The sequence below is a fragment of the Falsiroseomonas algicola genome, assembly GCF_011040385.1.
Taxonomy (GTDB): Bacteria; Pseudomonadota; Alphaproteobacteria; order Acetobacterales; family Acetobacteraceae; genus Falsiroseomonas; species Falsiroseomonas algicola.
The window spans coordinates 114,890-138,104 of the sequence record NZ_JAAIKB010000009.1 but is presented as its reverse complement, the minus strand read 5'-3'; the positions used below and the strand labels follow the sequence as shown (position 1 = coordinate 138,104).

At 72.3% G+C, this 23,215-nt stretch carries 21 protein-coding genes; 14 read left to right on the top strand and 7 right to left on the bottom strand.

The features are described 5' to 3' along the window. Positions 1-96 precede the first annotated feature (96 nt). Both G3576_RS20895 and G3576_RS20890 read left to right on the top strand, forming a co-directional pair. On the top strand, positions 97-1,278 hold the full coding sequence (locus G3576_RS20895; protein ID WP_164696377.1) for an amidohydrolase family protein: 1,182 nt from the start codon (positions 97-99) through the stop codon (positions 1,276-1,278). 54 nt (positions 1,279-1,332) lie between these two features. Beyond that, positions 1,333-2,247 carry an MBL fold metallo-hydrolase gene (locus G3576_RS20890; protein WP_164696376.1) on the top strand — a complete coding sequence of 305 codons (915 nt, stop codon included), beginning with the start codon at positions 1,333-1,335 and terminating at the stop codon, positions 2,245-2,247. Here the strand turns inward: G3576_RS20890 and G3576_RS20885 are convergent. From G3576_RS20885 to G3576_RS20865, 5 genes are all read right to left on the bottom strand, one after another. Next, complete coding sequence (locus tag G3576_RS20885; RefSeq protein ID WP_164696375.1) at positions 2,240-2,674, bottom strand: tellurite resistance TerB family protein; 435 nt, start codon at positions 2,672-2,674, stop codon at positions 2,240-2,242. The genes G3576_RS20890 and G3576_RS20885 overlap by 8 nt on opposite strands. A gap of 90 nt (positions 2,675-2,764) precedes the next feature. Then, the gene (locus G3576_RS20880) at positions 2,765-4,819 is read right to left on the bottom strand and encodes a prolyl oligopeptidase family serine peptidase (RefSeq protein WP_235952278.1); all 2,055 of its coding nucleotides are present in this window, start codon (positions 4,817-4,819) and stop codon (positions 2,765-2,767) included. Next, complete coding sequence (locus tag G3576_RS20875; RefSeq protein WP_164696374.1) at positions 4,820-7,615, bottom strand: ATP-dependent DNA helicase; 2,796 nt, start codon at positions 7,613-7,615, stop codon at positions 4,820-4,822. Between the two features lie 100 nt (positions 7,616-7,715). Further along, positions 7,716-8,726 (bottom strand): aspartate-semialdehyde dehydrogenase, encoded by a 1,011-nt coding sequence (locus G3576_RS20870; protein WP_164696373.1) that lies wholly within the window; start codon positions 8,724-8,726, stop codon positions 7,716-7,718. A gap of 90 nt (positions 8,727-8,816) precedes the next feature. Then, a complete protein-coding gene (locus tag G3576_RS20865; protein WP_164696372.1) occupies positions 8,817-9,524 on the bottom strand; it encodes a carbonic anhydrase in 708 nt (235 codons plus the stop codon). A gap of 162 nt (positions 9,525-9,686) precedes the next feature. Between G3576_RS20865 and G3576_RS20860 the strand changes: the two genes are divergently transcribed. Both G3576_RS20860 and G3576_RS32350 read left to right on the top strand, forming a co-directional pair. Next, positions 9,687-11,324: a lysine--tRNA ligase gene (locus G3576_RS20860; RefSeq protein ID WP_164696371.1), complete on the top strand. Its 1,638-nt coding sequence runs from the start codon at positions 9,687-9,689 to the stop codon at positions 11,322-11,324. Further along, positions 11,321-13,273 (top strand): lysylphosphatidylglycerol synthase domain-containing protein, encoded by a 1,953-nt coding sequence (locus G3576_RS32350; protein ID WP_164696370.1) that lies wholly within the window; start codon positions 11,321-11,323, stop codon positions 13,271-13,273. Before G3576_RS20860 ends, G3576_RS32350 begins: the two co-directional genes overlap by 4 nt. A gap of 30 nt (positions 13,274-13,303) precedes the next feature. Here the strand turns inward: G3576_RS32350 and G3576_RS20850 are convergent, their stop codons facing one another. Continuing rightward, complete coding sequence (locus tag G3576_RS20850) at positions 13,304-14,191, bottom strand: NAD(P)H-binding protein (RefSeq protein ID WP_164696369.1); 888 nt, start codon at positions 14,189-14,191, stop codon at positions 13,304-13,306. A gap of 148 nt (positions 14,192-14,339) precedes the next feature. Between G3576_RS20850 and G3576_RS20845 the strand changes: the two genes are divergently transcribed. After that, a complete protein-coding gene (locus tag G3576_RS20845; protein WP_235952276.1) occupies positions 14,340-14,738 on the top strand; it encodes a winged helix-turn-helix transcriptional regulator in 399 nt (132 codons plus the stop codon). A 3-nt stretch (positions 14,739-14,741) separates the two neighbouring features. Here the strand turns inward: G3576_RS20845 and G3576_RS20840 are convergent, their stop codons facing one another. After that, complete coding sequence (locus tag G3576_RS20840; protein ID WP_164696368.1) at positions 14,742-15,386, bottom strand: S24 family peptidase; 645 nt, start codon at positions 15,384-15,386, stop codon at positions 14,742-14,744. A 177-nt stretch (positions 15,387-15,563) separates the two neighbouring features. Between G3576_RS20840 and G3576_RS20835 the strand changes: the two genes are divergently transcribed. The 9 genes from G3576_RS20835 (at position 15,564) to G3576_RS20795 (ending at position 23,172) form a co-directional block, all read left to right on the top strand. After that, positions 15,564-16,016, top strand: a complete 453-nt coding sequence (locus tag G3576_RS20835; RefSeq protein WP_164696367.1) for a hypothetical protein — start codon at positions 15,564-15,566, stop codon at positions 16,014-16,016. Beyond that, positions 16,013-16,477 carry a hypothetical protein gene (locus G3576_RS20830; protein WP_207622945.1) on the top strand — a complete coding sequence of 155 codons (465 nt, stop codon included), beginning with the start codon at positions 16,013-16,015 and terminating at the stop codon, positions 16,475-16,477. Before G3576_RS20835 ends, G3576_RS20830 begins: the two co-directional genes overlap by 4 nt. A gap of 161 nt (positions 16,478-16,638) precedes the next feature. Continuing rightward, positions 16,639-16,887: a hypothetical protein gene (locus tag G3576_RS20825; protein WP_235952275.1), complete on the top strand. Its 249-nt coding sequence runs from the start codon at positions 16,639-16,641 to the stop codon at positions 16,885-16,887. 5 nt (positions 16,888-16,892) lie between these two features. Next, positions 16,893-18,332 carry a portal protein gene (locus tag G3576_RS20820; RefSeq protein WP_328729445.1) on the top strand — a complete coding sequence of 480 codons (1,440 nt, stop codon included), beginning with the start codon at positions 16,893-16,895 and terminating at the stop codon, positions 18,330-18,332. Between the two features lie 8 nt (positions 18,333-18,340). Next, on the top strand, positions 18,341-19,078 hold the full coding sequence (locus G3576_RS20815; RefSeq protein ID WP_164696366.1) for a capsid assembly protein: 738 nt from the start codon (positions 18,341-18,343) through the stop codon (positions 19,076-19,078). Between the two features lie 272 nt (positions 19,079-19,350). Beyond that, complete coding sequence (locus G3576_RS20810) at positions 19,351-20,190, top strand: phage capsid protein (RefSeq protein WP_164696365.1); 840 nt, start codon at positions 19,351-19,353, stop codon at positions 20,188-20,190. An 87-nt stretch (positions 20,191-20,277) separates the two neighbouring features. Next, the gene (locus G3576_RS20805; RefSeq protein ID WP_164696364.1) at positions 20,278-20,847 is read left to right on the top strand and encodes a hypothetical protein; all 570 of its coding nucleotides are present in this window, start codon (positions 20,278-20,280) and stop codon (positions 20,845-20,847) included. 4 nt (positions 20,848-20,851) lie between these two features. Next, positions 20,852-22,732, top strand: coding sequence for a hypothetical protein (locus tag G3576_RS20800; RefSeq protein ID WP_164696363.1), 1,881 nt, complete (start codon positions 20,852-20,854; stop codon positions 22,730-22,732). Further along, positions 22,732-23,172: a hypothetical protein gene (locus tag G3576_RS20795; RefSeq protein ID WP_164696362.1), complete on the top strand. Its 441-nt coding sequence runs from the start codon at positions 22,732-22,734 to the stop codon at positions 23,170-23,172. Before G3576_RS20800 ends, G3576_RS20795 begins: the two co-directional genes overlap by 1 nt. The last annotated feature ends 43 nt before the right edge of the window (positions 23,173-23,215 follow it).

The window sequence follows — 23,215 nt, the reverse complement described above, 5'->3', positions numbered from 1 at the left end:
CAATCGCCGGCGCTTCGCTTGGCTTCGCCGGACTGCCGGCGGCGGCCGTTCGGCCGCTCGCCCGCCTGCGGCGGGCGCCTGTCATGGAGATGTTGAATGAGCGCCTTGCTGATCCGCAACTGCCGCCCAATGGGCGCGGCAGCCACCGACATCCTTGTGGCGGGCGGGCGCATCGCCGCCATGGCGCCGGGCCTTGCCGCGCCGGAGGGCGTCGTGGTGGAGGACGCCGGCGGCGGGCTCGCCTTGCCCGCCTTCGTCGAGGGGCACACGCATCTCGACAAGACGCTCTGGGGCATGGGGTGGTGGAAGAACGAGGTCGGGCCGCGCCTCATCGACCGGATCGATGGCGAACGCGCGGAACGGAAGCGCCTCGGCCTCGACCCGGCGCGGCAGTCGGACCGGCTGGCGCGGGAGTTCCTGAAGCGCGGCACCACGCGCATCCGCAGCTTCGCCGATGTGGATACGGAGAACGGCACCACCCACAGCGATGCGCTGGTCGCGCTGCGGGAACGGATGCGCGGCACCATGGACATCCAGGTGGTGGCCTTCCCGCAATCCGGCGTGCTGGTGCGGCCGGGCACCGCCGAGTTGCTGGAACGGGCGCTGCGCAATGGCGCCGACATCATCGGCGGGCTCGATCCCTCCGGCATCGATCGCGACCCCAAGGGGCATTGCGACCTGATCTTCGGCCTGGCCGCGAAGCATGGCGTGCCCGTCGACATCCACCTGCATGAGCCCGGGGAACTCGGCGCCTTCGCCATGGAGCTGATCATCGAGCGGACGGTCGCGCTCGGCATGCAGGGTAAGGTGGTGGTCAGCCACGCCTTCTGCCTCGGCGACGTGGCGCGGGCCGATGCGCTCTACGCCGCGCTGGGGGAGGCCGGGATCGGGCTGGCGACCACCGCGCCGCCCTCCCGCCCCGTGCCCTCCATCAAGAAGGCGCGGGCGGCGGGGGTTTCCATCTTCGGTGGCAATGACGGCATCCGCGACACCTGGACCCCCTACAACATGCCGGACATGCTGCAGCGGGCGATGCTGATCGGGCTGAAGAACGAGTTCCGCCGCGACGACGAACTCGTGCTGGCCTTCGCCGCCGTCAGCGACTGGGCAGCCGCGGGCTGCGGCTTCGGCGAATACGGGCTGGCGGTCGGCGCGCGGGCCGACCTGGTGCTGCTGGAGGCGGAGAATGTGCAGGAGGCGGTGGTGGCGACGCCGCCATCCCGCACCGTCATCAGCCATGGCCGCGTGGTGGCGCGCGACGGCGTTCTGGCGGTCTAACGAACGCGGTCATCGTCGGGCCGTTCCTGTCCAGGCAAGGGCAGGAGCGAACCGATGAAGATCCACCATCTCGATCTGGGGCATGCGCGACCGCTGGGCGGGCGCCTCATGGACGGGATCAGCCCGGGGCCGGTGGCGCGACTGTCCTGCCACTGCCTGCTGATCGAGACGCCGGCGCATGGGCTGGTGCTGGTCGATACCGGCTTCGGGCTGCGGGACTGCGCGCGGCCCACGCCGCGGCTGCCCGCCTGGAACCTGGCGCTGCTGCGGCCGCGGCTCGACCCCGATCGCACGGCGATCCGCTGGGTGAAGCGGCTGGGCTTCAAGCCGACCGATGTGCGGCACATCGTGATGACGCATCTCGACTTCGATCATGCGGGCGGCCTCATCGACTTCCCGCACGCCACCGTGCATCTCTCCGCGGCCGAGGCCGATGCGGCGGTCAATCCGCGCGGCTTCCGCGACCGCACGCGCTGGCGGCCGGCGCAATGGGGCTATCGCGGGCGCTGGCAGCCGGTGGAGACCAGGCTCGGCCGGCGCGGCGGGGGAGAACGCTTCTTCGGCCTGCCCAATGCGCGGGAGATCGCTGACCTGCCGCCGGAATTCCTGATGGTGCCGCTGCCCGGCCATTCGCCCGGCCATGTCGGCGTGGCGGTGAAGGGGCCGCGCGGCTGGATGCTCCATGCCGGCGATGCCTATTTCAACCGGGCGGAGGTGCATGGCGACGGCTCAGCGCCACCGCTGCTCGCGGGCTATGAGCGGCTGATGGCCGATGACGACCGGCAGCAGCGCGACAGTCAGGCGCGGCTGCGCGCCATGCTGCGCGCGCCGGATTCGGACCTCGCGGTCTTCTGCACCCATGACGCGGTGGAATTCGTCGCCATGGCGGCCTGGAGCGAGAGCGACTACGCGCCGCCGATGGTGGCGGCGAATGATGCCGCCCCGCGCCCGATGGCCGGCATCAGATGACCTGGTAGCGCGCCTTCGCGGCGCGCTCGATCGCGCCGGCCACCAGCCGGTCCAGGTCGAGGCCGATGCGGAGGTCCTGCAGCAGGCGAAGCTCCTCCTGCGTCGCCTCCCCATCGGCCGCACAGACCTCGCAGGCCAGGAGGTAGGCGGTCTCGCGCAGGCGCATGGGCAGCGCCTCCCGGATCATGGTCAGGGCATCGTCCAGGCCATCCGTCCGGCCGAGCAGGCTGGAGACGACCTCCGTCACCGTCTCGATCTCCGCGCTGTGGAAGTCGGAGAAGGCGGGCAGGCCCTGCACCAGGCGGGACATCATGGCGAGTTCGGCGTCGGACATCGGGCCATCGGCGACGGACATCAGCACCATGGCGCAGACCAGCGCTTCCTGCGCGGTGAAGGGCGCGAGGCGGGCGGGGGCGCGGGTCGGCATCTCGATGGTCTCCAAGGCTGGACGCAGGTCGTCGCGCGGGGCGGGCCGGGGGTCAAGCCATCGTCGGATCAGGCTTTCGCCAGCAGGTTGTCACGCCTCCCAGCCGATCGATCGCCGCAGGAAGGCGGCGCCGAGGGCGGCGAAGCGGGCGACCTCGCCATTGTCCTTGCCATAGCCATGGCCGCCGGCCTCCGGCTCGTAGAAGCGGGCGTCGTAGCCCAGCGCCTGCAGCTTGGCGGCCATCTTGCGGGCATGGCCGGGATGGACGCGGTCGTCGCGGCGCGTCGTGGCCAGCAGGATGGGCGGATAAGGCCGGCCGGCCTCGGCGGCGTGATAGGCGGAGAAGTGCTGGATGAAGGCCCAGTCCTCGGGCTTGTCGGGGTCGCCGTATTCCGCGATCCAGGAGGCGCCGGCCAGCAGCTTCGTGTAGCGGCGCATGTCGATCAGCGGGATGGTGCAGAACAGCGCACCGAAGCGCTCGGGATAGCGGGTCAGCATGTTGGCGATCAGCAACCCGCCATTGGAGCCGCCCTCGGCGGCGATCCGGCCGGGCACCGTCACGCCGCGGGCGACGAGGTCGGCGGCGATGGCGGCGAAATCGTCATGGCTGCGGGATTTCAGGGCGCCGCGCCCGGCCTCGTGCCAGGCGGTGCCGAATTCGCCGCCGCCGCGGATCTGGCCGACCACGGCGGTGCCGCCCTTGGCGAGCCAGAGGCGGCCGGAGACGGTGGAATAGACGGGCAGGCGGGAGACCTGGAAGCCGCCATAGGCGGAGAGGTGGACGGGGGCGCGGCCCGTCCCGTCCTTCGGGCCGACCTGGACATAGGGGATGCGCTCGCCATCCGTCGAAACCGCCTCGTGGCGCGTGACGACGAGGCCGGTGGCGTCGAAGGCCGGGGTTGAGGCCTTCAGCAGCGCGGGCGCGCTGGGCGACACGCTGGTCAGCAGCAATTCGGGAGGCGTGACGGGATCCTGGGCCAGGGCCAGCAGGGTGCCATCGGATTCCTCGGCCTCCGCATCGAAGGGCCAGAGGTTGACGACACCGATGCGCGGCAGGCCGGGGATGTCGGCGGCCGCCCATTCGCCCGGGCCGGGCGTCAGGATGGTGAAGACGGGGGCGAGATCGTCGAGGATGGACAGCACCAGCCGGCCGTCGCACCAGGTGAAGCCCTGCAATGCCCTTCGCGGTTCCGGCGTGAAGAGGAGCTGCGGCGCGACCTTCCCCGCCAGCAGATCGGCCAGCGACAGGCCGAGCAGCGTGTCGGGCGCGTAGGTCGCCTCCCCCACCGTCCAGGGCGTGCGCGGCTTCACCGCGATGAAGCCGTGCTGCCAGGTGTAGTGGGCGTCGGTCGGCAGGGGGACCAGCGTGCGGGGCCCGTTCCGGTCGCCGATATGGATGGTGGCGTCGAAGAAGCCGATGCCGTCGCGGAAGACGACGCTTTCCACGCCGCCTTCCCGGTCCACCCCGGCCCAGGCGGAGAGATGGTCCTCCGGGACCTCGAAGATCACCGGCGCCGCCATGGGGTCCGTGCCGCGCGACCAGCGGCGGATGGTTCGGGCATAGCCGGAGCTGGTGGTGCCGCCGAGCGCCGAGGAGACCAGCAGCGTATCCCGGTCCAGCCAGTCCGCGCTGCCCTTGGCTTCCGGCAGCACGAAGCCGCCTTCGACGAAGGCGCGTGCCGCCAGGTCGAACTCCCGCATCACCACCGCATCGCCGCCGCCACGGGACAGGCGCAGCATCGCGATGTCATGCGTGACCGGGTAGGTCACGGCGCCGGCCCAGACCCAGTCCTCGGACTCGGCGGCCGCCAAGGCATCGAGGTCGAGGACGATGTCCCAATCCGGCTTGGCACTGCGGAAACTCTCGAGCGTGGTGCGGCGCCAGAGGCCGCGGGGGTGCTCGGCATCCTGCCAGAAGTTGAAGAGGTGCGGGCCGCGCCGCGTCACCATGGGCAGCTTGTCCGGCCGGTCCAGCGCCGCCTTCAGGCCTTCCCGATCCGCCTCGAACCGCGCATCGGCGAAGGCGGCAAGGGTCTTCGCGTTCTGCTCGGCGACCCAGGCGATGGCGCGCTCGCCCTCCACCTCCTCGAGCCACAGATACGGATCGTCATCCGGGGCGGCGATGGTGGGGCGGAGGTCCATCATTCAGTCCTCATCGAGGAAGGCGCGCGTCTCGGCCACGGCATCGGCCAGGCCAAGGCGGCGGACACTGGTGCCGGCGGGCAGGCCGGCGAGCAGGCGGGAGGGGCAGGAGCGGTCGAGCAGCACGAAGACGCCCTTGTCGTCGCCGCGGCGGATCAGGCGGCCGAAGGCCTGGCGCAGCCGGTGGCGGGCGATGGCGTCGTCATGCGCCTTGGGCTGGCCTTCCGACAGATGCGTCCGGCGTTCCCGGTGCAGGATGGAAGGGCGCGGCCAGGGCACGCGGTCGAAAACCAGCAGGCGGAGTGAGCGGCCCGGGACGTCCACGCCATCCCGCATCGCATCGGTGCCGAGCAGGCAGGAGGCTTCCTCCGCCCGGAAGACATCGACCAGCGTCGCATTGTCCATGGCGTCGATGTGCTGGGCGTAGAGCGGGATGCCGCGCTCCGCCAGGGGCTGGACGATGCGGGCATGGACGTCCCGCAGCCGCCTGACCGCCGTGAAGAGGCCGAGCGCGCCGCCGCCGGAGGCCGAGAACAGCGCGCGATAGGCGCTGGCGACCTGGCCGGGGTCCGACTTGTTCACATCCTCCACCACCAGGACGCGGGTGCGGGTGGCGTAGTCGAAGGGGGAAGCGACGGCGGCGCGGATGGCGGGCGCGGCCAGGTGGCTGGCGCCGGTGCGGGCCTCCGCCGCGCGCCAGGCGGCCTCGGGGTCATCCTCCGACATCTCCGCCTGGTCGCGCAGCGTGGCGGAGGTGATGAGCACGCCATGGGCGGGCGCGGCGACCGCCATGGCGAAGGGCTGGGTCGGGTCGAGGTGATGGCGGAACATGCCGCAGTCGAATTCCCGGCCCTCCCGCCGTTCCAGCGCGAACCAGTCCACATAGTCGGGCCGCACGCCCGGCGGGCGGGGCGGTTCGCGCAGCATGCCCAGCATGGCGCCCCAGGCGCCGAGCGGCATGAGGGCGCGGCGTTCCAGCCCGCGGCAGGCGGCCTCGATGCGGATGCGGTCGCCGACCTCCAGCTCCTCCGCCTCATCCTCCAGCCTTGCATTCAGCCGGTCCCGGAGCAGTTGCAGGGGGGCGTGGAGGCGCGCCAGGGCATCGCGCAGCGCCTCCCCGGCTTCTGCGACGGGCGGCGCCAGCGGGTGCAGGTCGCATTCGATGCCATAGCCGGCGTCGTCGTCGCGCGCGCGCGCCAGCACCTGGCCGCGCACGGCGCGGAGGAAGGATTCGGTCGCGCCGCGGGGCTCGTCGCGTTCATCGGAGAGGCGGTTGGGCCAGCCGGGGCCCGGCAGCGCGCGCGCGGCCTGGAGCGCTTCCTCGAGCGGCAGCAGCAGGTCCGGGCGATCGCCGATGAGTTCCTCAAGCCGCCGGGCGAGGCCGCGGGCGCGGGAACGGCCACCCTCCGCGCCCAGCAGCCAGCGGCGGAGTTCGGCGGTCTCCCCGCCTGTCAGGTCGGCGGAGAAGGCGGCGTCGGCGGCGTCGAAGAGGTGATGGCCCTCGTCGAAGACGAGGCGCAGCGGGCGGCCATCCTCGCCGCCGCCCAGCGCCGCCTGGACCATGACCAGCGCATGGTTGGCGACGACGAGGGTGGCGGTGCGGGCGCGGCGGATGGAGTGTTCCACGAAGCACTGCTTGTAGTGGCCGCAGGCGGAATGGATGCATTCGCCGCGCCGGTCCGCCAGCGGCATGACCGCGTGGTGGCCGAAGAGTTCGGAAAGCCAGCCGGGGAAGTCGCCCCCCATGATGTCGCCATCCCGCGTCGCCAGCGCCCAGCGGGAGACGAGGGCGAGCGGCAGCATGATGCCGCCCATGGAGGCGGCGCCGACCGCCTCCTCCATGTTGAGGAGGCAGAGGTAGTTCTCCCGCCCCTTGCGGACGACGACGCGGCGGCGGCGTTCGTTGGGCTCGGGGTAGAGGCGCGCCGTCTCCTGGTCGATCTGGCGCTGGAGGTTGCGGGTGAAGGTGGAGATCCAGACCGGCGCGCCGTTGCGTTCCGCCCAGAGGCTGGCCGGCGCCACATAGCCCAGCGTCTTGCCCGTGCCGGTACCGGCTTCGGCCAGCACCAGGTTCGGCGCGCCCTTGGCGTCGCGGGCCTGGAAGGCGCCGGCGGCGGCGGAGGCGTAGTCGGCCTGCTGCGGGCGCTGTTCCGCCCCCTCCCCCAGGATCTCCGCCAGGCGGCGGCGCGCCTCGGCGGGGCTGACCGGGCTGTGGGCGGGGGGCGGGGGCGGCGCCGTCTCCTCCCAGTCCGGCAGGCGGCGCCAGACCTTGAGCGGATCGAGGGAGGGGCGCGCATCGGGCTGGCCGAGCGCGGCCAGCACGCTGTCCGCCCAGGGCCACTCCACCTCCGCCCGCAGCTTGGCAGCGAGCAGGGCGGCATCGCGGTTCAGCGGGGCGTTGCGCCCGGCGGCGAGGTGGCGGAGCAGGATGGTGGCGAGGTCCGGCAGCATGGCCGCCATCGCCTCCTCCTCTGCCGGCGCGTCGCGGTCCAGCGCGATGGCCATGCCGCGCGGCGTCGGCGCCACGGGGCGGGCGGGCAGGCAGAAGGCGAAGAGCTCCAGCAGGTCACAGGCCGGGAAGGCGCCGAGGCCGAGGCGCTTGGCCGTGGCCGGCGCATGGACCACCATCGGCGGCGGCATGTCCCGCAGCCGGCGGCCGATCTCGATGGCGGGGCCGGAGAAGAGTTCGCCGTCCGGCGTCAGCAGCGTGCCGCGCCCGAAACCGGCAATGAGGGCGGGACTGTCCGGCAGCAGCAGGCGGGGCTGGCGGGCGGTCTCCGCGGGGCGCGGGCGGTTCATGCCGCCAATGTGGCGGCACGGCCCCTATGAACAAAGGGGGAAAATCGTTCGGATGACCCAATGGCGGCCATCCGACCGACCCTCCCCCGCGCCATGATGGTCAGGCGGCGACCTTCAGCGCCGGAACCCGCTCCGCGATCTGCACCGCGTTCAGCGCCGCGCCCTTCAGCAGCTGGTCGCCGCAGACGAAGAGGTCGAGGCCGTGGTCGCCGAAGACCAGGTTCTGGCGGATGCGGCCGACTTCGCAATCATCCTGCCCCGTCGCCGTCAGCGGCATGGGGTAGAGCTTGTTGGCGACGTCATCCACCACCTTCACGCCGGGGGCGGCGCGCAGCACCTCCCGCGCGGCTTCCGGCGTGACGGGCTTCTCGGTCTCGATGGTGATGGCCTCCGCATGCACGCGCATGGTCGGGATGCGGACGGCGGTGCAGGAGACCGGGAGATCGGGCAGGCCCATGATCTTCCGCGTCTCCCAGACCACCTTCATCTCCTCCTTCGTATAGCCATTGGGCTGGAAGGCATCGATGTGGGGGATGACGTTGAAGGCGATGGGGTGGGCGAAGACCTCGTTCCGGGCCTTCTCCCCGTCAACGAGCACGCGCCGCGTCTCGCGCTCCAGCTCCGCCATGCCCTCGGCGCCGGCGCCGCTGGTGGCCTGGTAGGTGGAGACGATGACGCGCTTGATGCCGAAGGCCTTGTGCAGCGGCGCCAGCGCCACGACGGCGATGGCGGTGGTGCAGTTGGGGTTGGCGATCAGGCGGGCGTTGCCGATGGCGCCCGCATTCACTTCCGGCACCACCAGGGGGACGTTGTCGTCCAGCCGGAAGGCGGAGGAATTGTCCACCACCGTCACGCCGGCCGCGACCAGCGCGGGGGCGTGCTGCTTGGCGAAGTCGCCGGAGACGGCGAGCAGCGCGAGGTCGAGGTCCCGCGCCGCTTCCGGCTTGAACTCCTCGATCGTCACCTCGCCGAAGGGTGTCGGAAGCCGCGTGCCGGCACTGCGGCCCGAGGCGAAGAGGCGGAGTTTCGTCACCGGGAAGCGCCGCCGCCCCAGGACCTCCACCAGCTCCCGCCCCACCGCTCCGGTGGCGCCGATCACTCCGACACGCATCGCACGCTGCTCCTTGTGCAGGCAAACGCGCACCGCATAGCGGAAAGCGGCGGCGGCGCCAAACCTCAACCGCGCAGGGCTGCCCTCCCCTCAGCTCATCAGCGTCACGGCCTCATCATCCAGGTCGTAGCGGGCGCCGACGATCCGCAGCCGCCCCGCGGCGACGGCGGCGGAGAGCACGGGGCTGACCTCCGTCAGGCGGGCGGCGCTGCGCGCGACATTGGCACGCACCGTCCCCTCCACGACGTCCCCGCCCGCACGGATGGCCGCGAGCGCCGAGGGCAGCATGGGCTGGAGCATGTCGCCGAGCTGGGGCGGCAGGCTGACGCTGCTGCGGGAGACGGCGACCGCCGCCTCCGCCGCGCCGCAACGCTCATGCCCCAGCACCATGATCAGCGGGACGCCGAGATTGGCCACGGCGTATTCCAGGCTTCCGACGGCGCCGGTATCGGCGACGTTGCCGGCGTTGCGGACGACGAACAGCTCACCGAGGCCGGCGTTGAACAGCACCTCCGGCGCCGCGCGGCTGTCGGCGCAGCCGAGGATGGCGGCGAAGGGCGCCTGGCCGGCGGCGCGGGCGGCGCGGGCCCCGGCGCTGTGCGCCACGGGCTGCGGGGCGGCGCCGAGATAGCGGGCATTCCCCTGCATCAGCGTGGCGAGCGCCTGGTCGGGCGCCATGCGCGGGCCGGCGGCCGGGGCGGCAGCCAGGGCGGGGCCGGCGGACAGGCAGGCCAGGGCGGCGGCCAGCACGGAGCGGCGGCGCAGGCCGGCGGGGGGACAGCAGAGGCAGGCGTTCATGGCGGCGCTTCCTGGGCAGTGCGCCGCTACCCTAGGGGCGAAAATGCTCCGAAATGTTGACGCCCCGGGCCGCAGGGTGGCGGCCGACGGCACAGCCGGGGTCGCCTGCCCGCCCCGCCCCCCCTATAACCCCGGACCGTTTCCCGCTTGAGGTGCTTCCGCATGTCCGCCTCCCCCGCCGATTTCGCCGCCGTCAGGGCCTGGCCCTTCGAGGAAGCGCGCAAGGTGGCGGAGCGGGTGAAGGCCAAGGACAAGGCCTCCGCGCTGTTCGAGACGGGCTACGGCCCCTCCGGCCTGCCGCATATCGGCACCTTCGGGGAGGTGGCGCGCACCACCTGGGTGCGCCGGGCCTTCGAGCGGCTGACCGGGCTGCAATCCCGCCTTATCGCCTTCTCCGACGACATGGACGGCCTCCGGAAGGTGCCGGACAACGTCCCCCAGCGGGAGATGCTGGCGGGGCACCTGGGCAAGCCGGTGACCGCCATCCCCGATCCCTTCGGCACGCATGAGAGCTTCGGACACCACAACAATGCCCGGCTGCGCGCCTTCCTCGACCAGTTCGGCTTCGACTACGAATTCGCCTCCTCCTCCGACTACTACCGCTCCGGCCGCTTCGACGCGGCGCTGATCCGGATGGCGGAGCGGCATGAGCAGGTCCGCGGCGTGATCCTGCCGACGCTCGGGCCGGACCGCCGCGCCACCTACTCCCCCTTCCTGCCGATCCATCCCAAGACAGGCGTGGTGATGCAGGTGCCGATGGAGGAGGTGCGGCCGGCGGAGGACCTGCTGGTCTGGAAGGACCCGGAGACCGGGGAGCGCTTCGGCACGCGCATCACCGGCGGCCACTGCAAGGCGCAGTGGAAGGCGGATTGGGCGCTGCGCTGGTATGCGCTCGGCGTCGATTACGAGATGTCGGGCAAGGACCTGATCGACAGCGTCAAGCTCTCCGGCGCCATCTGCCGCGTGCTGGGCGGGGAGCCGCCGATCGGCTTCACCTATGAGCTGTTCCTCGACGAGGAAGGCGGCAAGATCAGCAAGTCCAAGGGCAACGGGCTCACCATCGACGAATGGCTGCACTACGCGCCGCCGGAGAGCCTGGCGCAGTTCATGTACAACCAGCCGCAGCGCGCCAAGCGCCTGTTCTTCGACGTGATCCCGCGCGCCGTCGATGAATACGCGCAGAACCTGGACCGGCTGCGCACGGCGCCGGCGGCGGACAACCCGGCCTGGCACATCCATGACGGGCCCACCAACGACCCCGGCACGCCGGTGTCCTTCACCATGCTGCTGAACCTGGCGAGCGTGATCAACGCGGACCACCCCGACATGCTCTGGGGGTTCCTCCGCCGCTACGCCCCCGATGCGAATGGGGAGACGCATCCGCTGCTGGCGCGGCTGATCAACCACGCCGTCGTCTACTACCGCGACCGCGTGCTGCCGACGAAGAAGCACCGCGCACCGACCGAGGGCGAGCGCGTGGCGCTGGCGGCGCTGGCCGCGGCGCTGCGCGACCGGATCACGGACCTCGAGGCGCTGCCGCCGGAGGAACAGGCCAAGGCCATCCAGGACCTGGTCTATGATGCCGGGCGGCGGGAGCCCTTCCTGGAGCCGGCGAAGGACGGGGGCCGGCCGGGCGTGTCCCGCGCCTGGTTCAACGCGCTCTACCAGGTGCTGCTGGGCCAGCCGGAAGGGCCGCGCTTCGGCGGCTTCGTGGCGCTCTACGGCATCGCCGCCACCATCGCGCTGATCGAGGGCGCGCTGGCGCGGCCGGTGGTCGCGGAAGACGCCCAGACGGCATGAAGGGCTTCCTCTCCCTCGCCAGGCGCCATGGCGTCGCGGTGTTCGGGCTGCTGCTTCTGGTGGCGGCGATCTGGGTGGTGCAGAAGGAATTCCGCAGCCTCTCCGTCGCCGACATCAAGGCGGCGCTGGCGGCGATCCCGCCGGCCACGCTCTGGATCGCGGGCGGCTGGACGGTGCTCGCCTATGCCGTGCTGACGATCTACGACCGGCTGGGCAGCGTCTATGCGGGCTATCCCGTGAGCTATGCGCGGACCTCGCTGGCCTCCTTCTGCGCCTATACGCTGGCGCACAACCTCGGCTTCGCCGCGGTGTCGGGGGCGGCGGTGCGCTACCGCTTCTACGCGGCCTGGGGGCTGCCGCCGGTCGCCATCGCCAAGGTCGTCGCCTTCACCAGCCTGACCTTCGGGCTCGGCGGCTTCGCGCTGGGCGGCATGGTGCTGGTGGTGGAGCCGGAGGTGGTGCCGGGCCTCGGCGAGCATGTGCCGCATTGGATCATGCAGGCGATCGGCCTGGTGATGTGGGCGCTGGTCATCGCCTACGTCACCATGTCCCGCATCCGGTCGCACATCACGGTATTCGGCCACCGGATCGACCTGCCGGGTTTCCGCATGGCGGTGGCGCAGACACTGCTGGCCAGCGTCGATGTCGCGGTGACCGCGATGATCTTCTATGCGCTGCTGCCGCCGGCGGAGGGGCTGACCTTCCTCCGCTTCCTCGGCATCTACATCACCGCCTATACCGCGGGGATCGCGGCCAGCCTGCCCGGCGGCATCGGCGTCTTCGACGGCGCCATCCTGATCGGCCTGCAGCCCTGGCTGACGCCGGCGCAGGTGGTGGGCGCGCTGCTGCTGTTCCGCCTCTACTACTACATCGTGCCGCTGTTCCTGGCGGGCATCCTCTTCGCGGGGTTCGAGATCGCGCAGCGCCGCGCCGTGCTGGCGCGCTTCGTGGCCGACCAGCGCGTGACGGATGCGCTGGAAGTGCCGGCCATCGCGGGGCTGGTGGGGCTGGGTGGCACGCTGCTGCTGTTCCTGGGCGCGCTGCCGACGCGGGACAGCGCCGTCGCGCTCTGGGCGGGGTATGAGGCGGCCGTCGCCTCCCACTTCGCGGCTTCCGTCGTGGGGTCGCTGCTGCTGGTGATGGGCTATGGGCTGCTGCGGCGGCTGACGCTGGCCTGGGGCGCCGGGATCGTGCTGCTGCTGAATGGCGCGCTGATCTGCTGGCTGCGGGGCGATGCCTGGTGGCTCTGGGGCGCCTTCCTGCTGGTGGCCGCGCTGCTGGCCGCCATGCGCAGCGCCTTCTACCGGGACGCAAGGCTGATGCGGGAGCCGCTGGGGGTGGAGACGGTGCTGCCACTGGCCGTCGTCGGCGCCTGCGCCATCATGCTCGCCATGGTGAGCTATGGCGGCAGGGTCGGCGGCGAGAGCTGGTGGGAAGTCGTGATGAGCCCGCTGGCGCCGGACAGCCTGCGCTTCTCCGTGGGCCTGGCCGCCGTGCTGCTGCTGGTGGCCGCGGCCCGGCTGCTCCGCCCCGCGCGGCTGGCGCCGGAGCCATGGGATCAGGAGGTGCGCGGCCGCCTGAAGGCGCTGGGTGCCGTGGCGCCGGAGACCGCCGACGGCGCGGTGTTCGGGGAGGCCGGGCGCGCGGGCTTCGGCTTCGTGAAGCGGGACGGCATCTGGCTGGCGCTGGGTGACCCGATGGGGGAGGAGCGGGACCGCGTCTCCGCCATCTGGCGCTTCCGGGACATGTGCGACCGCGCCGGCGTGGATGCGGCCTTCTGGCGCGTCGGCCCCGGGTTGCTGCGTGTCTATGGCGATATCGGCCTGACCGTTTTCCCGATCGAGGGCGAGGAGGGCGACCGCTACCTCGCCTGCCGGGCGGAGCGGGACCTGGAGGCGCTGCTCCCCCTGATGCCGGTGGTGGAGCCGACGAAGGGCTTTTCGCGATAGGGCGGGGGGAACTGCTCCCCCCGCGCCCCCTCAGGCTGCCGCCGCTAAGGCGCCCTTCCGGCTCTCGAGAAATGCCTCCAGCGTCCGCGGCGCGGCGCCGGTCAGGCGCGCCACCACCCCGGTCGGCGCGGGCATCCTTCCCTCACGCGTGTTGCGGTCGAAGGAGACGAGGACCGGGACCAGGAAGGGCGGCACGCCATGGCTCGCGAGGCCCGTCGCCAGGGCTGCATCCTCCACCGCCGCGACTTGGACGGGCCGGCCGAAGATCCGCGTGACCAGCGCGGCGAGTTCCGCCACCGACCATCCCGCCGGTCCGGTCACGTCCAGCGTCTGCCGCCCCTCTCCCCCCGCCGCCAGCGCCGCCGCCGCCGCGCGGGCCGCATCCTGGCGCGCCACATAGGCGACGCGGCCCTCGCCCGCCGCGCTGGCCCAGACGCCGGAGGCCAGGATGCCGGGCAGCGAGGCCAGCAGGTTCTCCTGGTACCAGCTGACGCGAAGGATCGTGTGGGGCAGGCCGGTGGCGCGGATCGCCTCCTCCGTCCCGTGATGGTCGGCCGCGAAGACGACCGGGGAGCCGGGCTCCGGGTTCGGCATGGAGGTGTAGAGGAGGTGCCGCACGCCGGCCCTGGCCGCCGCCTCCACCGCCGCGCGGTGCTGCGCCAGGCGGCGGCCCGGGCGGTCCAGCGCATCGGTGGAGACGATCAGCGCGCGGTCGATGCCGCGGAATCCCTCGGCCAGGGAGGCCGCATCGTCGAAGTCGAGGCGCCGCGCCTCGATCCCCCGCGCGGCGAGGTCCGCGAGCTTCGCGGGGTCCCGCGTGCCGGCCACGATCGGGCCGCGGTGCAGGGTGGCGAGATGGTCGAGGGCGAGGCGGCCGAGCTGGCCGGAGGCGCCGGTGACGAGGAGGGTTTCGGGCATGGTCCGGGGTCCTTGATGCAGGCGATTTCGAGCCCTGGTTCCGAAAGGGAAGCAGGGCTAGAAATGAGCCTGCTGGACTTGGATCAGGCCGCCGGCCGCGTAAAGAAGGCACCGTTCTGGTGCCTGGTGACAGGAAGGATACCGCCCCTTGGATGAAGCGCCGCCCCGCAAGACGCTGGCCGAGGTGAAGGCCAGCGGCATGACGATCGAGGATTGCCCGATCCGCGACGTGCTCGCGGGGCTGTCGGGCAAATGGTCGGTGCTGATCCTGCTGGCGCTGGACGAGCGGCCGCACCGCTTCGGCGAATTGCGCCGCGCGGTCAGCGACATCTCCCAGCGCATGCTGACGCTGACGCTCCGGGACCTGCAGCGGGACGGGCTGATCACGCGCACCGTCCACCCGACCGTGCCGCCCAGCGTCGAATACGGGCTGACCGGGCTGGGCCGGTCGCTGGTCCTCACGCTGCTGCCGATGATCCGCTGGGCGGATGCGAACCACGCCGCCATCCGCGGCGCGCGGCGCGGCTTCGACGCGGCGGCGGCGTGACGCCTATTGGCTGGCCCAGACGATGCGGTGCATCCAGGCCAGTTCCGCGAGGTCGAAGCTGTAGTTGGGATGCGCCGGGTTGAGGCTGGCGAGTTCCACGCGCCGGGCGGATTGGCGCAGCAGCTGCTTGGCCATCACCTCCCCCGCCCGGGTCCGCACCACCACGCGGTCCCCGCGCCGCACCGGCGCGCCGGGGGAGACGATGACGACGTCGCCGTCGCGGAACACCGGCTCCATGCTCTCCCCGCTGATCTCCAGCGCATAGGCGTTGGGGTCAGGCACGTCGGGCACCGAGATCTCGTCCCAGCCGCCGCCGACGGGGTAGCCGCCATCGTCGAAATAACCCTCCCCACCCGCCTGGGCGAGGCCGATCAGCGGGATGCGGCGTGCGGAGATGGCGCGGTTGCGCGGCAGGACGGGGGCGCCGGTGACCAGGGAGGCGAAGGCCTCCATCCCCGTGCCGGTGGCGTGCAGAACCTTGGCGACGCTTTCGGTGGAGGGCCAGCGCGCCCGCCCATCCGCGCCGGTGCGCTTGGACGGGTTGAAGGCGGTGGCGTCCAGCCCCGCCCGGCGCGCCAGGCCGGAGGCCGACAGCCCGTGTTCGGCGGCGAGCGCGTCGATCGCCCGCCAGATATCCTCGTGCCGCATCGCAGCCGGCCCCTCATGCGAATCGAGACCCCCATATGGGGGTTCGCGCTGGGCATCACATCCTAGGTTTCGAGTCGCGAATCAATAGGAACAACATCCTTGCAACCCTGAGTGGAACGGTCTAGAAGGGGCTTGTTCCTGTTTTGTTCGGGAACGGACGAGGAAGGACCCCTTGAGATGGCTTTCGTCACCAGCCGCGCCCCTGTCCTGGCCAGCATGAGCCGCGCGGAACCCTTCAGCTGTGCCGAGGATGCCTGGTTCTGGACCATGGCGGCGCTGACCGCCCGGCGCGACGGCGCGCGGCTGGGCGCGGCGCGTGGGTCCGTCGTGCGGCCCTGCGAGCCCGATGACGTGGTGAAGGTGCTGGACCGGCTGTACCGCCAGCGGCGGATCGACCTGGCCCATGCGCGCATCCTGCGCATCTGGGGCGAGCGCGGCGAACAGCCGAGCCCGCGCATCCCGCAGGAAGCCGGTGACCTGCGCCTGTGGCGGGAGGCGATGGACCGGCTGGACTATCCGCTGCGGCAGAAGGGGATCGTCGCCGGGCCGGCGCGCGGGATGACGCTGCCGGTGGAGACGCCGAAGCGTGGCGGGGCGGAGATCCTGCCCTTCCCGGGGCCGCGTCGATGAGAGCGCGGCTCGCGCATCGACGCCTGCTGGCCGCGGACGGGCCCAGCCAGGGCGTCTGGATCGCCTTCGGCGGCGTGGCGGACCAGCCCTGGCTGCGGCTGTTGCGGCCCGGCTTCCGCCACTGCTTCGCCGCGCTGTCGGACGAGGCCGGCTGGACGGTGCTGGAACCGCTGTCGGGCCGGCTGATGGTGGCGCGCCTCCCGGTGGCGGCGGGCTTCGACCTGCCGGGCTTCTATCGCCGCGCGGGGCTGCGCGTGCTCGGCCCTTTCCTGCCGGGGGAGCCGGCGGCCAGCCTCGGGCCGAGCCTGATGCCGTTCACCTGCGTCTCGCTCTGCCGCGCGCTGCTCGGGCCCGGCGCGCCCTTCGCCGTCACGCCCTTCGGGCTGTTCCGCGCGCTGGGTGGCCGGGTGGAAGGCGCGACCGCCTCGAGAATCTTCGGCGAAATAGGAATTAATTCTTGACGCGGCGCTGACAGGCCGCTACACAGGCCAGGCCACGGGGCGAGTTGCGCCCGATGGCACCTCCCTCCGGTCCCTGCCTCGGGCCCGTCCGGTTCGCCGGACGGGCCCTTTCTTTTGGCGGCGGGCCGGCCCGTTCACCGATCAAGCCGAAGGAAGCGCGCATGGGTGGCCTGATCAGGGCGCCGAAGCCGGCGGCGCCTGCCGCCGATTCCACCGCCGCCACGGTGCAGGCGCAGGCCGATGCCGCCGCGGCGGCGCAGGCCAGCGCGGATGCCGCGGCGGAAACCGCCCGCCGGAAGGCGCTGGACCGCGCGCGGCGCGGCCTGGCCGGCACCATCGCGACCTCCGCGCGCGGCGTGCTGGATCCCGTGCCGGGCTTCGCCCAGCGCAAGAACCTGCTTGGGGAATGAGGGCGATGATGACCCCGGACGAGATCCTGGCCCAGCACGCCCGTGCCAGCGCCCGCCGCCGCCCGCTGGAGGGCCAGTGGCAGGATTGCTACGACGTCGCCCTGCCCGCGCCGAATGCGGCGCCGCTGTTCGATGCGACCGCCGCCGATGCGGCGGAACAGCTCGCGGCGTCCCTGCTCGCCGAACTCGTGCCGCCCTGGTCCCGCTGGTTCGGCCTGGCGCCGGCCCGCAAGGTGGCGGACAGCGCGGCAGCCCAGGATGTGGCGAAGGCGCTGGAGGAGGCGGCGGAGACGCTGCAGGGGCATCTCGACCGGTCCAATTTCGGGCTGGAGGTGCACCAGGCCTTCCTCGACCTGGTCGTCACCGGCACCGGCCTGCTGCTGGTGGAGGAGGCGCCGGTGGGGGAGGCTTCCGCGCTGCGCTTCTCCGCCGTGCCGATGCGCGATGCGGTGCTGGAGGAAGGCGTTTCCGGCCGGCTCGACACCGTGTTCCGCTCGATGCGGCTGACGGCGGCGGAGATCAAGGCGCGCTGGCCCGCGGCGATGATCGAGGAGCGCCGCCGGGGCGAGGACGAGACCCCGCCGAAGCTGCGCGTGGTGGAAGCCGCCTGGCCCGATCCGCGCCATGGCCACCGCCTGGCCGTGGTGGTGGAGGAGGAGGATGGGACGCCCCGGCTGCTGGCCGAGGGCCGTTTCGCGGAGAGCCCCTTCATCGCCTTCCGCTGGCTGAAGGTGCCGGGCGAGACCTATGGCCGCGGCCCCGTCGCCAAGGCGTTGCCGGACATCCGCACCGCCAACAAGGTGGTGGAGCTGGTGTTGAAGAACGCCTCCATCGCGGCCACGGGCATCTGGCAGGCGGAGGATGACGGCGTGCTGAACCCCGCCACGGTCCGCCTGGTGCCGGGCGCCATCATCCCGAAGGCGCCGGGTTCCTCCGGCCTCACGCCGCTCGCCGCGCCGGGGAATTTCGACGTCTCCCAGCTCGTGCTGACCGACCTGCGCACCCGCATCCGGGGCGCGCTGCTGGCCGACCGCATCGCGCAATCCGAGAAGGCCGGCATGACGGCGACGGAGGTGCTGGAGCGCAGCGCGCAATCCGCGCGGCTGCTCGGCGCCACCTATGGCCGGCTGCAGGCGGAGCTGCTGACGCCGCTCGTCGCGCGCTGCCTCGCGGTGCTGCGCCGCCGTGGCGAGATTCCCGCCCTGCTGCCCGATGGGCGGGAGGCGCGGCTGACCTATGCCTCGCCGCTGGCACGCGTGCAGGCCCGCGCGGATGCGGCGGACACGCTGCTGTTCCTGCAGGCGGCGGCGACGCTGGGTCCGGAGGCGCGCGCCACGCTGGATGCGCCGGCGGCCGCGCGCTGGCTGGCCCGAACGCTGGGCGCGCCGCCCGAAATCCTGCGGCCCGCCGATGCGACCCCCGCCCAACCCCAGACCCAGGAGTGAGCCCCGGCATGCCCGAGGATCTTCTCGAGACCGCCCTGAAGCCGGAAGCGCCGCAGGGCCGCACCCCCCGCCCGGCCGAGATCCCGGAGAAGTTCTGGGACGAGGCCGCCGGCGCGCTGCGCGTCGATGCGCTGCTGAAATCCTACCTGGAACTGGAACGCCGCATGTCCCAGCGCCAGGCGCCGCCCACGGATGACGCGCCGGAGGAGGAGCGCCAGCGCTGGCGCCGGCTGCTCGGCATTCCCGACAGCCCGGATGGCTATGAGATCACGCCGCCCAATGAGGTGGTGACGCCCGACGCGGCGGTGAATGCCAGGCTGCACGAGGCGGGCTTCACGCCGCGCCAGGTGCAGCTGGTCTATGACCTCGCCGCGGAACGGCTGATGCCGCTGATCGCCGAGGCCGCCGCGGATTTCGAGGCGGCGCGCCAGGTGGAGAAGCTGCAGGCGCATTTCGGCGGCGAGGAACGCTTCCGCCGGATCGCGGCGCAGCTGTCCAGCTGGGGCCGCGCCAACCTGCCGGAAGCGGTCTTCACCGCGCTGTCCAGCACCGCCGAAGGCGTCATCGCCCTGCAGCGGATGATGGAGGGCAAGGAACCGCCGCTGGCGCGCGACGCGCAGGCGGAAGCCGGGCCGGATGAGGGCGAGCTGCGCCGGATGATGCGCGACCCCCGCTACTGGCGGACGCGGGAGCCCGATTTCGTGAAGCGTGTCACGGACGGGTTCAAGCGGCTCGTCGGCGAATAGCCGACGGCTGAGATCCGGCCAGGCGCCCGCTGCCCCTCGCAGCGCGTGGCGCCGGCCGGCATCGCCGCGCCCCATCCCCGGGCGCGGCGATCGCGGGGCGGATGGCGCGGGCCGACACGGTCCCCATCCGCCCCGCCCCCCTTCCCGCAAGCAACCCGCGCGAGCGGGCCTGCGGAGCCATGCCGTGGCGCCGGCCCCAGGGGTGCACCACCCCAGGGGGCAACCGGCGGCGCGGCCCCTTCCCCGCACCCACAAGACGAAGGAGGGCCGCGATGCCCACCAGCACCCAGATCGACGCCGTCTTCACCCGCCAGTTCGAGGCCGAGGTGAAGGAGGCCTATCAGCGCCATGGCAGCAAGCTGCGCCCGCTCGTGCGGTCCAAGTCCGGCGTCACCGGCTCCAGCACCTTCTTCCCGAAGGTCGGCAAGGGCACCGCCGCGGCGAAGACGCGCAACGGCGCCGTGCCCGTGATGAACCTGGAGCACGCGCAGGTCGAATGCGTGCTGCAGGACTACTATGCCGGCGACTGGATCGATCGCCTCGATGAGCTGAAGACCAACATCGATGAGCGCACGGTCGTCGCCAATGCCGGCGCCTATGCGCTGGGCCGCAAGACGGATGAGCTGATCATCGCGGCGCTGGATGCCGGCACGCGGGAAGCGATCGGCACCGCGCCCGGCACCACGGATACGGACGGGCTGACCAAGGCCAAGGTGCTGCTGGCCTTCGAGATGATGGGCGCGGCGGAAGTGCCGGATGATGGCGGCCGCGTCGCCGTCGTCGGCTGGAAGCAGTGGAGCCAGCTGCTGGACATCGAGGAGTTCGCCTCCTCCCAGTATGTCGGCGAGGAGGCGCTGCCCTGGAAGGGCAGCCAGGCGAAGCGCTGGCTCGGCGCGCTGTGGATGCCGCATTCCGGCCTGACCAAGTCCGGCGCGCTGCGCTACTGCTACTTCTTCCACCGCACCGCCATCGGCCATGCCGCGGCGGCGGAAGTGCAGACGGACGTGACCTGGCACGGCGACCGCGCCGCGCATTTCGTCGCCAACATGATGAGCCAGGGCGCCGTGCTGGTCGATGACATGGGCGTCGTGCGCATGCGCGCGGCGGAGTAAGGCGCAAGGGTCAGCCTGTCGCCACCACCAGGGGCGGTCCTCCGATGACGGGGGCCGCCCATCCTCCCGCGAACGGACATGACAACCATGGCACTCACCGCGCTCGCGCTGTGCTCGCGCGCCCTGCTGCGCCTTGGCGCGCAGCCCGTCGCCTCACTGGATGAGGGGACGGCGGAGGCGGAGGTGGCGGCGAACCTCTACGCGCCGGTGCGCGATGCGCTGCTCTCCGCCCATCCCTGGTCCTTCGCCACGGGCCAGGCCTCCCTCCCCCGCCTCGCCGCCGTGCCGCAGGCGGACATGGCGCATGCCTTCCAGCTGCCGCCGGGCTTCCTGCGGGCGCTGTCCGCCGGCAGCGGCGGGCGCGGGCGGGGCACGCCCTATCGCATCCATGAGGACCGGCTGCACGCCGATGCCGAGCAGGTCGTGCTGACCTACATCTTCCGCGCCGATGAAAGCGCCTTCCCGCCCTTCTTCGCGCAGGCGCTGGTGGCACGGCTGGCGGCGGAATTCTGCCTGCCGCTGACGGAATCCGCCTCGCGGGCGGAGATGCTGTTCCGCCTGGCGGAGACGGAGCTGCGCGGCGCGCGGCAGATCGACAGCCAGCAGGATACGCCGCGCGCGATCGAGGATTTCCCGCTGGTCTCGGTCAGGGGGTGATCGCATGACCATCGCGACACGACGCACCAAGTCATCCTTCACCGCCGGCGAACTCGCTCCCAACCTCTATGGCCGCGGCGACCTCCGCGCCTTCGAGAATGGCGCGCGGCGGCTGCGCAACGTCGTCATCCAGCCGACCGGCGGCGTCGCGCGCCGCCCGGGTCTGCTGCATGTGGCGACGCTGCCGGGCCCGGCGCGGCTGATCCCCTTCGAATTCAACACGGAGCAGACCTACCTGCTGGCGCTGACCGAGGGCCAGCTGCAGGTCTTCCTGGGCGATGCGGCGGTGGCGACCCTGCCCGCGCCCTGGTCGACCAGCATGCAGGCGCAGGTCGCCTTCACGCAGAGTGCGGATACGCTGCTGCTGTTCCACCCGGAGGTGGCGCCGCAGCGCCTGACGCGGACCAGCCATACCAGCTGGACGCTCGCGCCCTTCGTCTTCGATGCCGTGCCCGTCTACAATTTCCGCCCGGGCGTGACGCTGACGCCATCCGCGACCAGCGGCACCATCACGCTGACGGCCTCCGCCGATGTCTTCTCCGCCGGCTATGTCACGGCGTCCTTCCGCATCGCCGGGCTGACCGCGACGATCACCGCGGTGACGGATGCCCGGAATGCGACGGCGGTGGTGGCCGGCACGCTGCCGGGCACCACCGCGACCACGGACTGGGCGGAGCCCGCCTTCAGCGGCATCCGCGGCTATCCCGTCTCCGCCTGCTTCCACCAGGACCGCCTGGTGCTGGGCGGATCGCGGGACCTGCCGAACCGGCTCTGGCTGTCGAGGACCGGCGACATCGGCAATTTCGACAACGGCACCGGCCTCGATGACCAGGCGATCGAATTCGCGCTGGTCTCGGACCAGGTGAATGCGATCCGCGCGGTCTTCTCCGGCCGGCACCTGCAGGTCTTCACCTCCGGCGCCGAATGGATGGTGACGGGCGATCCGCTGACGCCTTCCTCCATCCAGCTGCATCGTCAGACCCGCGTCGGCAGCCTGGTGGACCGGCAGGTGCCGCCGGTCGACGTGGATGGCGCGACGCTCTTCGTCGCGCGGTCCGGCCGCGCGGTGCATGAATTCGCCTATACCGACGTCGCCGATGTCTACCAGGCCAATGACCTTGCGCTCGTCGCGCATCACCTGATCCAGTCGCCGGTCTCCATGGCCTATGACCAGACCATGCGGCTGCTGCATGTGGTGATGGCGGATGGCTCGATCGCGACGCTGACGCTGTATCGCGCGGAGCAGGTGACGGCCTGGACGCGGCTCGACACCGATGGCCTGTTCAAGGCGGTGGCGGAAACCGAGGGCCGCGTCTTCGCCGTGGTGCAACGCCGCGGATCCTACCGCCTGGAACGCTTCGACGCCACGCTCGGCCTGGATGCCGCGCTGTCCGGCAGCAGCGCGGCGGAACAGGATGTCTGGTCCGGGCTCTCGCATCTCGAAGGGGCGGAAGTGGGCGTGCTGGCCGATGGCGCGCCGCGAGGCACCGCGACCGTCGCGGCGGGCGCCGTCACGCTCGATCCGCCGGCACGGTCGGTGCAGGCCGGGCTGCCCTTCCGCCATGTGGTGGAACCGCTGCCCACCGCATTGTCGGGCGCGAGCGGCGCGGCCTCGGCGCCGCTGCGCCTGGTTTCCGCCACCTTCCGGGTGATGGAGACGCCGGCGCTGGAGGTCGATCTCGGCCGCGGGGTGCAGCCGGTGCCGTTCCGGCGGCTCGATACCGCGCTGCTGGATGCGGCGCCCGCGCCCTTCACCGGCGATGTCACGCTGCGCGCGCTGGGCTGGCGGCGGGATGCGATGGCACCGCTGTGGCGGGTGGAGGGTGAGACGCCGCTGCCGCTGACCCTGCTTTCCGTCACCACCGACATGAGGATGACCGACTGATGGCGCAGCTCGCCCCCATCGCGACCGCGCTCGGCGCGGGCGCATCGATCTATTCGACCGTGCGACAGGCCCAGACGCAGTCGAGCAACGCCCGCGCCCAGGCCGAGGCGGCCCGGCAGCAGGAAGCCGCACGCCAGCAGCAGCTGGCCGCGCAGCAGGCGGCGGAAGCCCGGGCGCGGGAGGCGCGGCTGGCGGGCACCACCGCCGCAGCCCGCGCGCGGCTGGCCGCCAGCGGCGTCTCCCCGGACGAAGGCTCCGCCGCCGCCCTGACGGCGGGCTTCGAACGCGATGCCGCGGCTGCGCAGGCGGATAGCGACCAGGTCTTCGCCGCCCGGCTTTCCGCCGGGCGGCGCAGCCTGCTCAACAATGACGGATCGCTGACGACCTGGCTGCGCGCCGGCAGCAGCTTCGGCAATTCGCTGCGCAACCTGCTGGATTGATGTCCCGTCGCCACGCCGAAGGCGTGGCGCCTTCCCTGCCCCC

What these genes read in the sequence shown, in the direction of transcription:
- G3576_RS20805 (WP_164696364.1), top strand. Translation starts at nt 20,278, where the DNA reads ATGGCACTCACCGCGCTCGCGCTGTGCTCGCGCGCCCTGCTGCGCCTT.
- G3576_RS20820 (WP_328729445.1), top strand. Translation starts at nt 16,893, where the DNA reads ATGATGACCCCGGACGAGATCCTGGCCCAGCACGCCCGTGCCAGCGCC.
- G3576_RS20815 (WP_164696366.1), top strand. Translation starts at nt 18,341, where the DNA reads ATGCCCGAGGATCTTCTCGAGACCGCCCTGAAGCCGGAAGCGCCGCAG.
- G3576_RS20880 (WP_235952278.1), bottom strand. Translation starts at nt 4,819, where the DNA reads ATGATGGACCTCCGCCCCACCATCGCCGCCCCGGATGACGATCCGTAT.
- G3576_RS32350 (WP_164696370.1), top strand. Translation starts at nt 11,321, where the DNA reads ATGAAGGGCTTCCTCTCCCTCGCCAGGCGCCATGGCGTCGCGGTGTTC.
- G3576_RS20860 (WP_164696371.1), top strand. Translation starts at nt 9,687, where the DNA reads ATGTCCGCCTCCCCCGCCGATTTCGCCGCCGTCAGGGCCTGGCCCTTC.
- G3576_RS20810 (WP_164696365.1), top strand. Translation starts at nt 19,351, where the DNA reads ATGCCCACCAGCACCCAGATCGACGCCGTCTTCACCCGCCAGTTCGAG.
- G3576_RS20890 (WP_164696376.1), top strand. Translation starts at nt 1,333, where the DNA reads ATGAAGATCCACCATCTCGATCTGGGGCATGCGCGACCGCTGGGCGGG.
- G3576_RS20800 (WP_164696363.1), top strand. Translation starts at nt 20,852, where the DNA reads ATGACCATCGCGACACGACGCACCAAGTCATCCTTCACCGCCGGCGAA.
- G3576_RS20875 (WP_164696374.1), bottom strand. Translation starts at nt 7,615, where the DNA reads ATGAACCGCCCGCGCCCCGCGGAGACCGCCCGCCAGCCCCGCCTGCTG.
- G3576_RS20795 (WP_164696362.1), top strand. Translation starts at nt 22,732, where the DNA reads ATGGCGCAGCTCGCCCCCATCGCGACCGCGCTCGGCGCGGGCGCATCG.
- G3576_RS20830 (WP_207622945.1), top strand. Translation starts at nt 16,013, where the DNA reads ATGAGAGCGCGGCTCGCGCATCGACGCCTGCTGGCCGCGGACGGGCCC.
- G3576_RS20865 (WP_164696372.1), bottom strand. Translation starts at nt 9,524, where the DNA reads ATGAACGCCTGCCTCTGCTGTCCCCCCGCCGGCCTGCGCCGCCGCTCC.
- G3576_RS20850 (WP_164696369.1), bottom strand. Translation starts at nt 14,191, where the DNA reads ATGCCCGAAACCCTCCTCGTCACCGGCGCCTCCGGCCAGCTCGGCCGC.
- G3576_RS20885 (WP_164696375.1), bottom strand. Translation starts at nt 2,674, where the DNA reads ATGCCGACCCGCGCCCCCGCCCGCCTCGCGCCCTTCACCGCGCAGGAA.
- G3576_RS20895 (WP_164696377.1), top strand. Translation starts at nt 97, where the DNA reads ATGAGCGCCTTGCTGATCCGCAACTGCCGCCCAATGGGCGCGGCAGCC.
- G3576_RS20840 (WP_164696368.1), bottom strand. Translation starts at nt 15,386, where the DNA reads ATGCGGCACGAGGATATCTGGCGGGCGATCGACGCGCTCGCCGCCGAA.
- G3576_RS20870 (WP_164696373.1), bottom strand. Translation starts at nt 8,726, where the DNA reads ATGCGTGTCGGAGTGATCGGCGCCACCGGAGCGGTGGGGCGGGAGCTG.
- G3576_RS20835 (WP_164696367.1), top strand. Translation starts at nt 15,564, where the DNA reads ATGGCTTTCGTCACCAGCCGCGCCCCTGTCCTGGCCAGCATGAGCCGC.
- G3576_RS20825 (WP_235952275.1), top strand. Translation starts at nt 16,639, where the DNA reads ATGGGTGGCCTGATCAGGGCGCCGAAGCCGGCGGCGCCTGCCGCCGAT.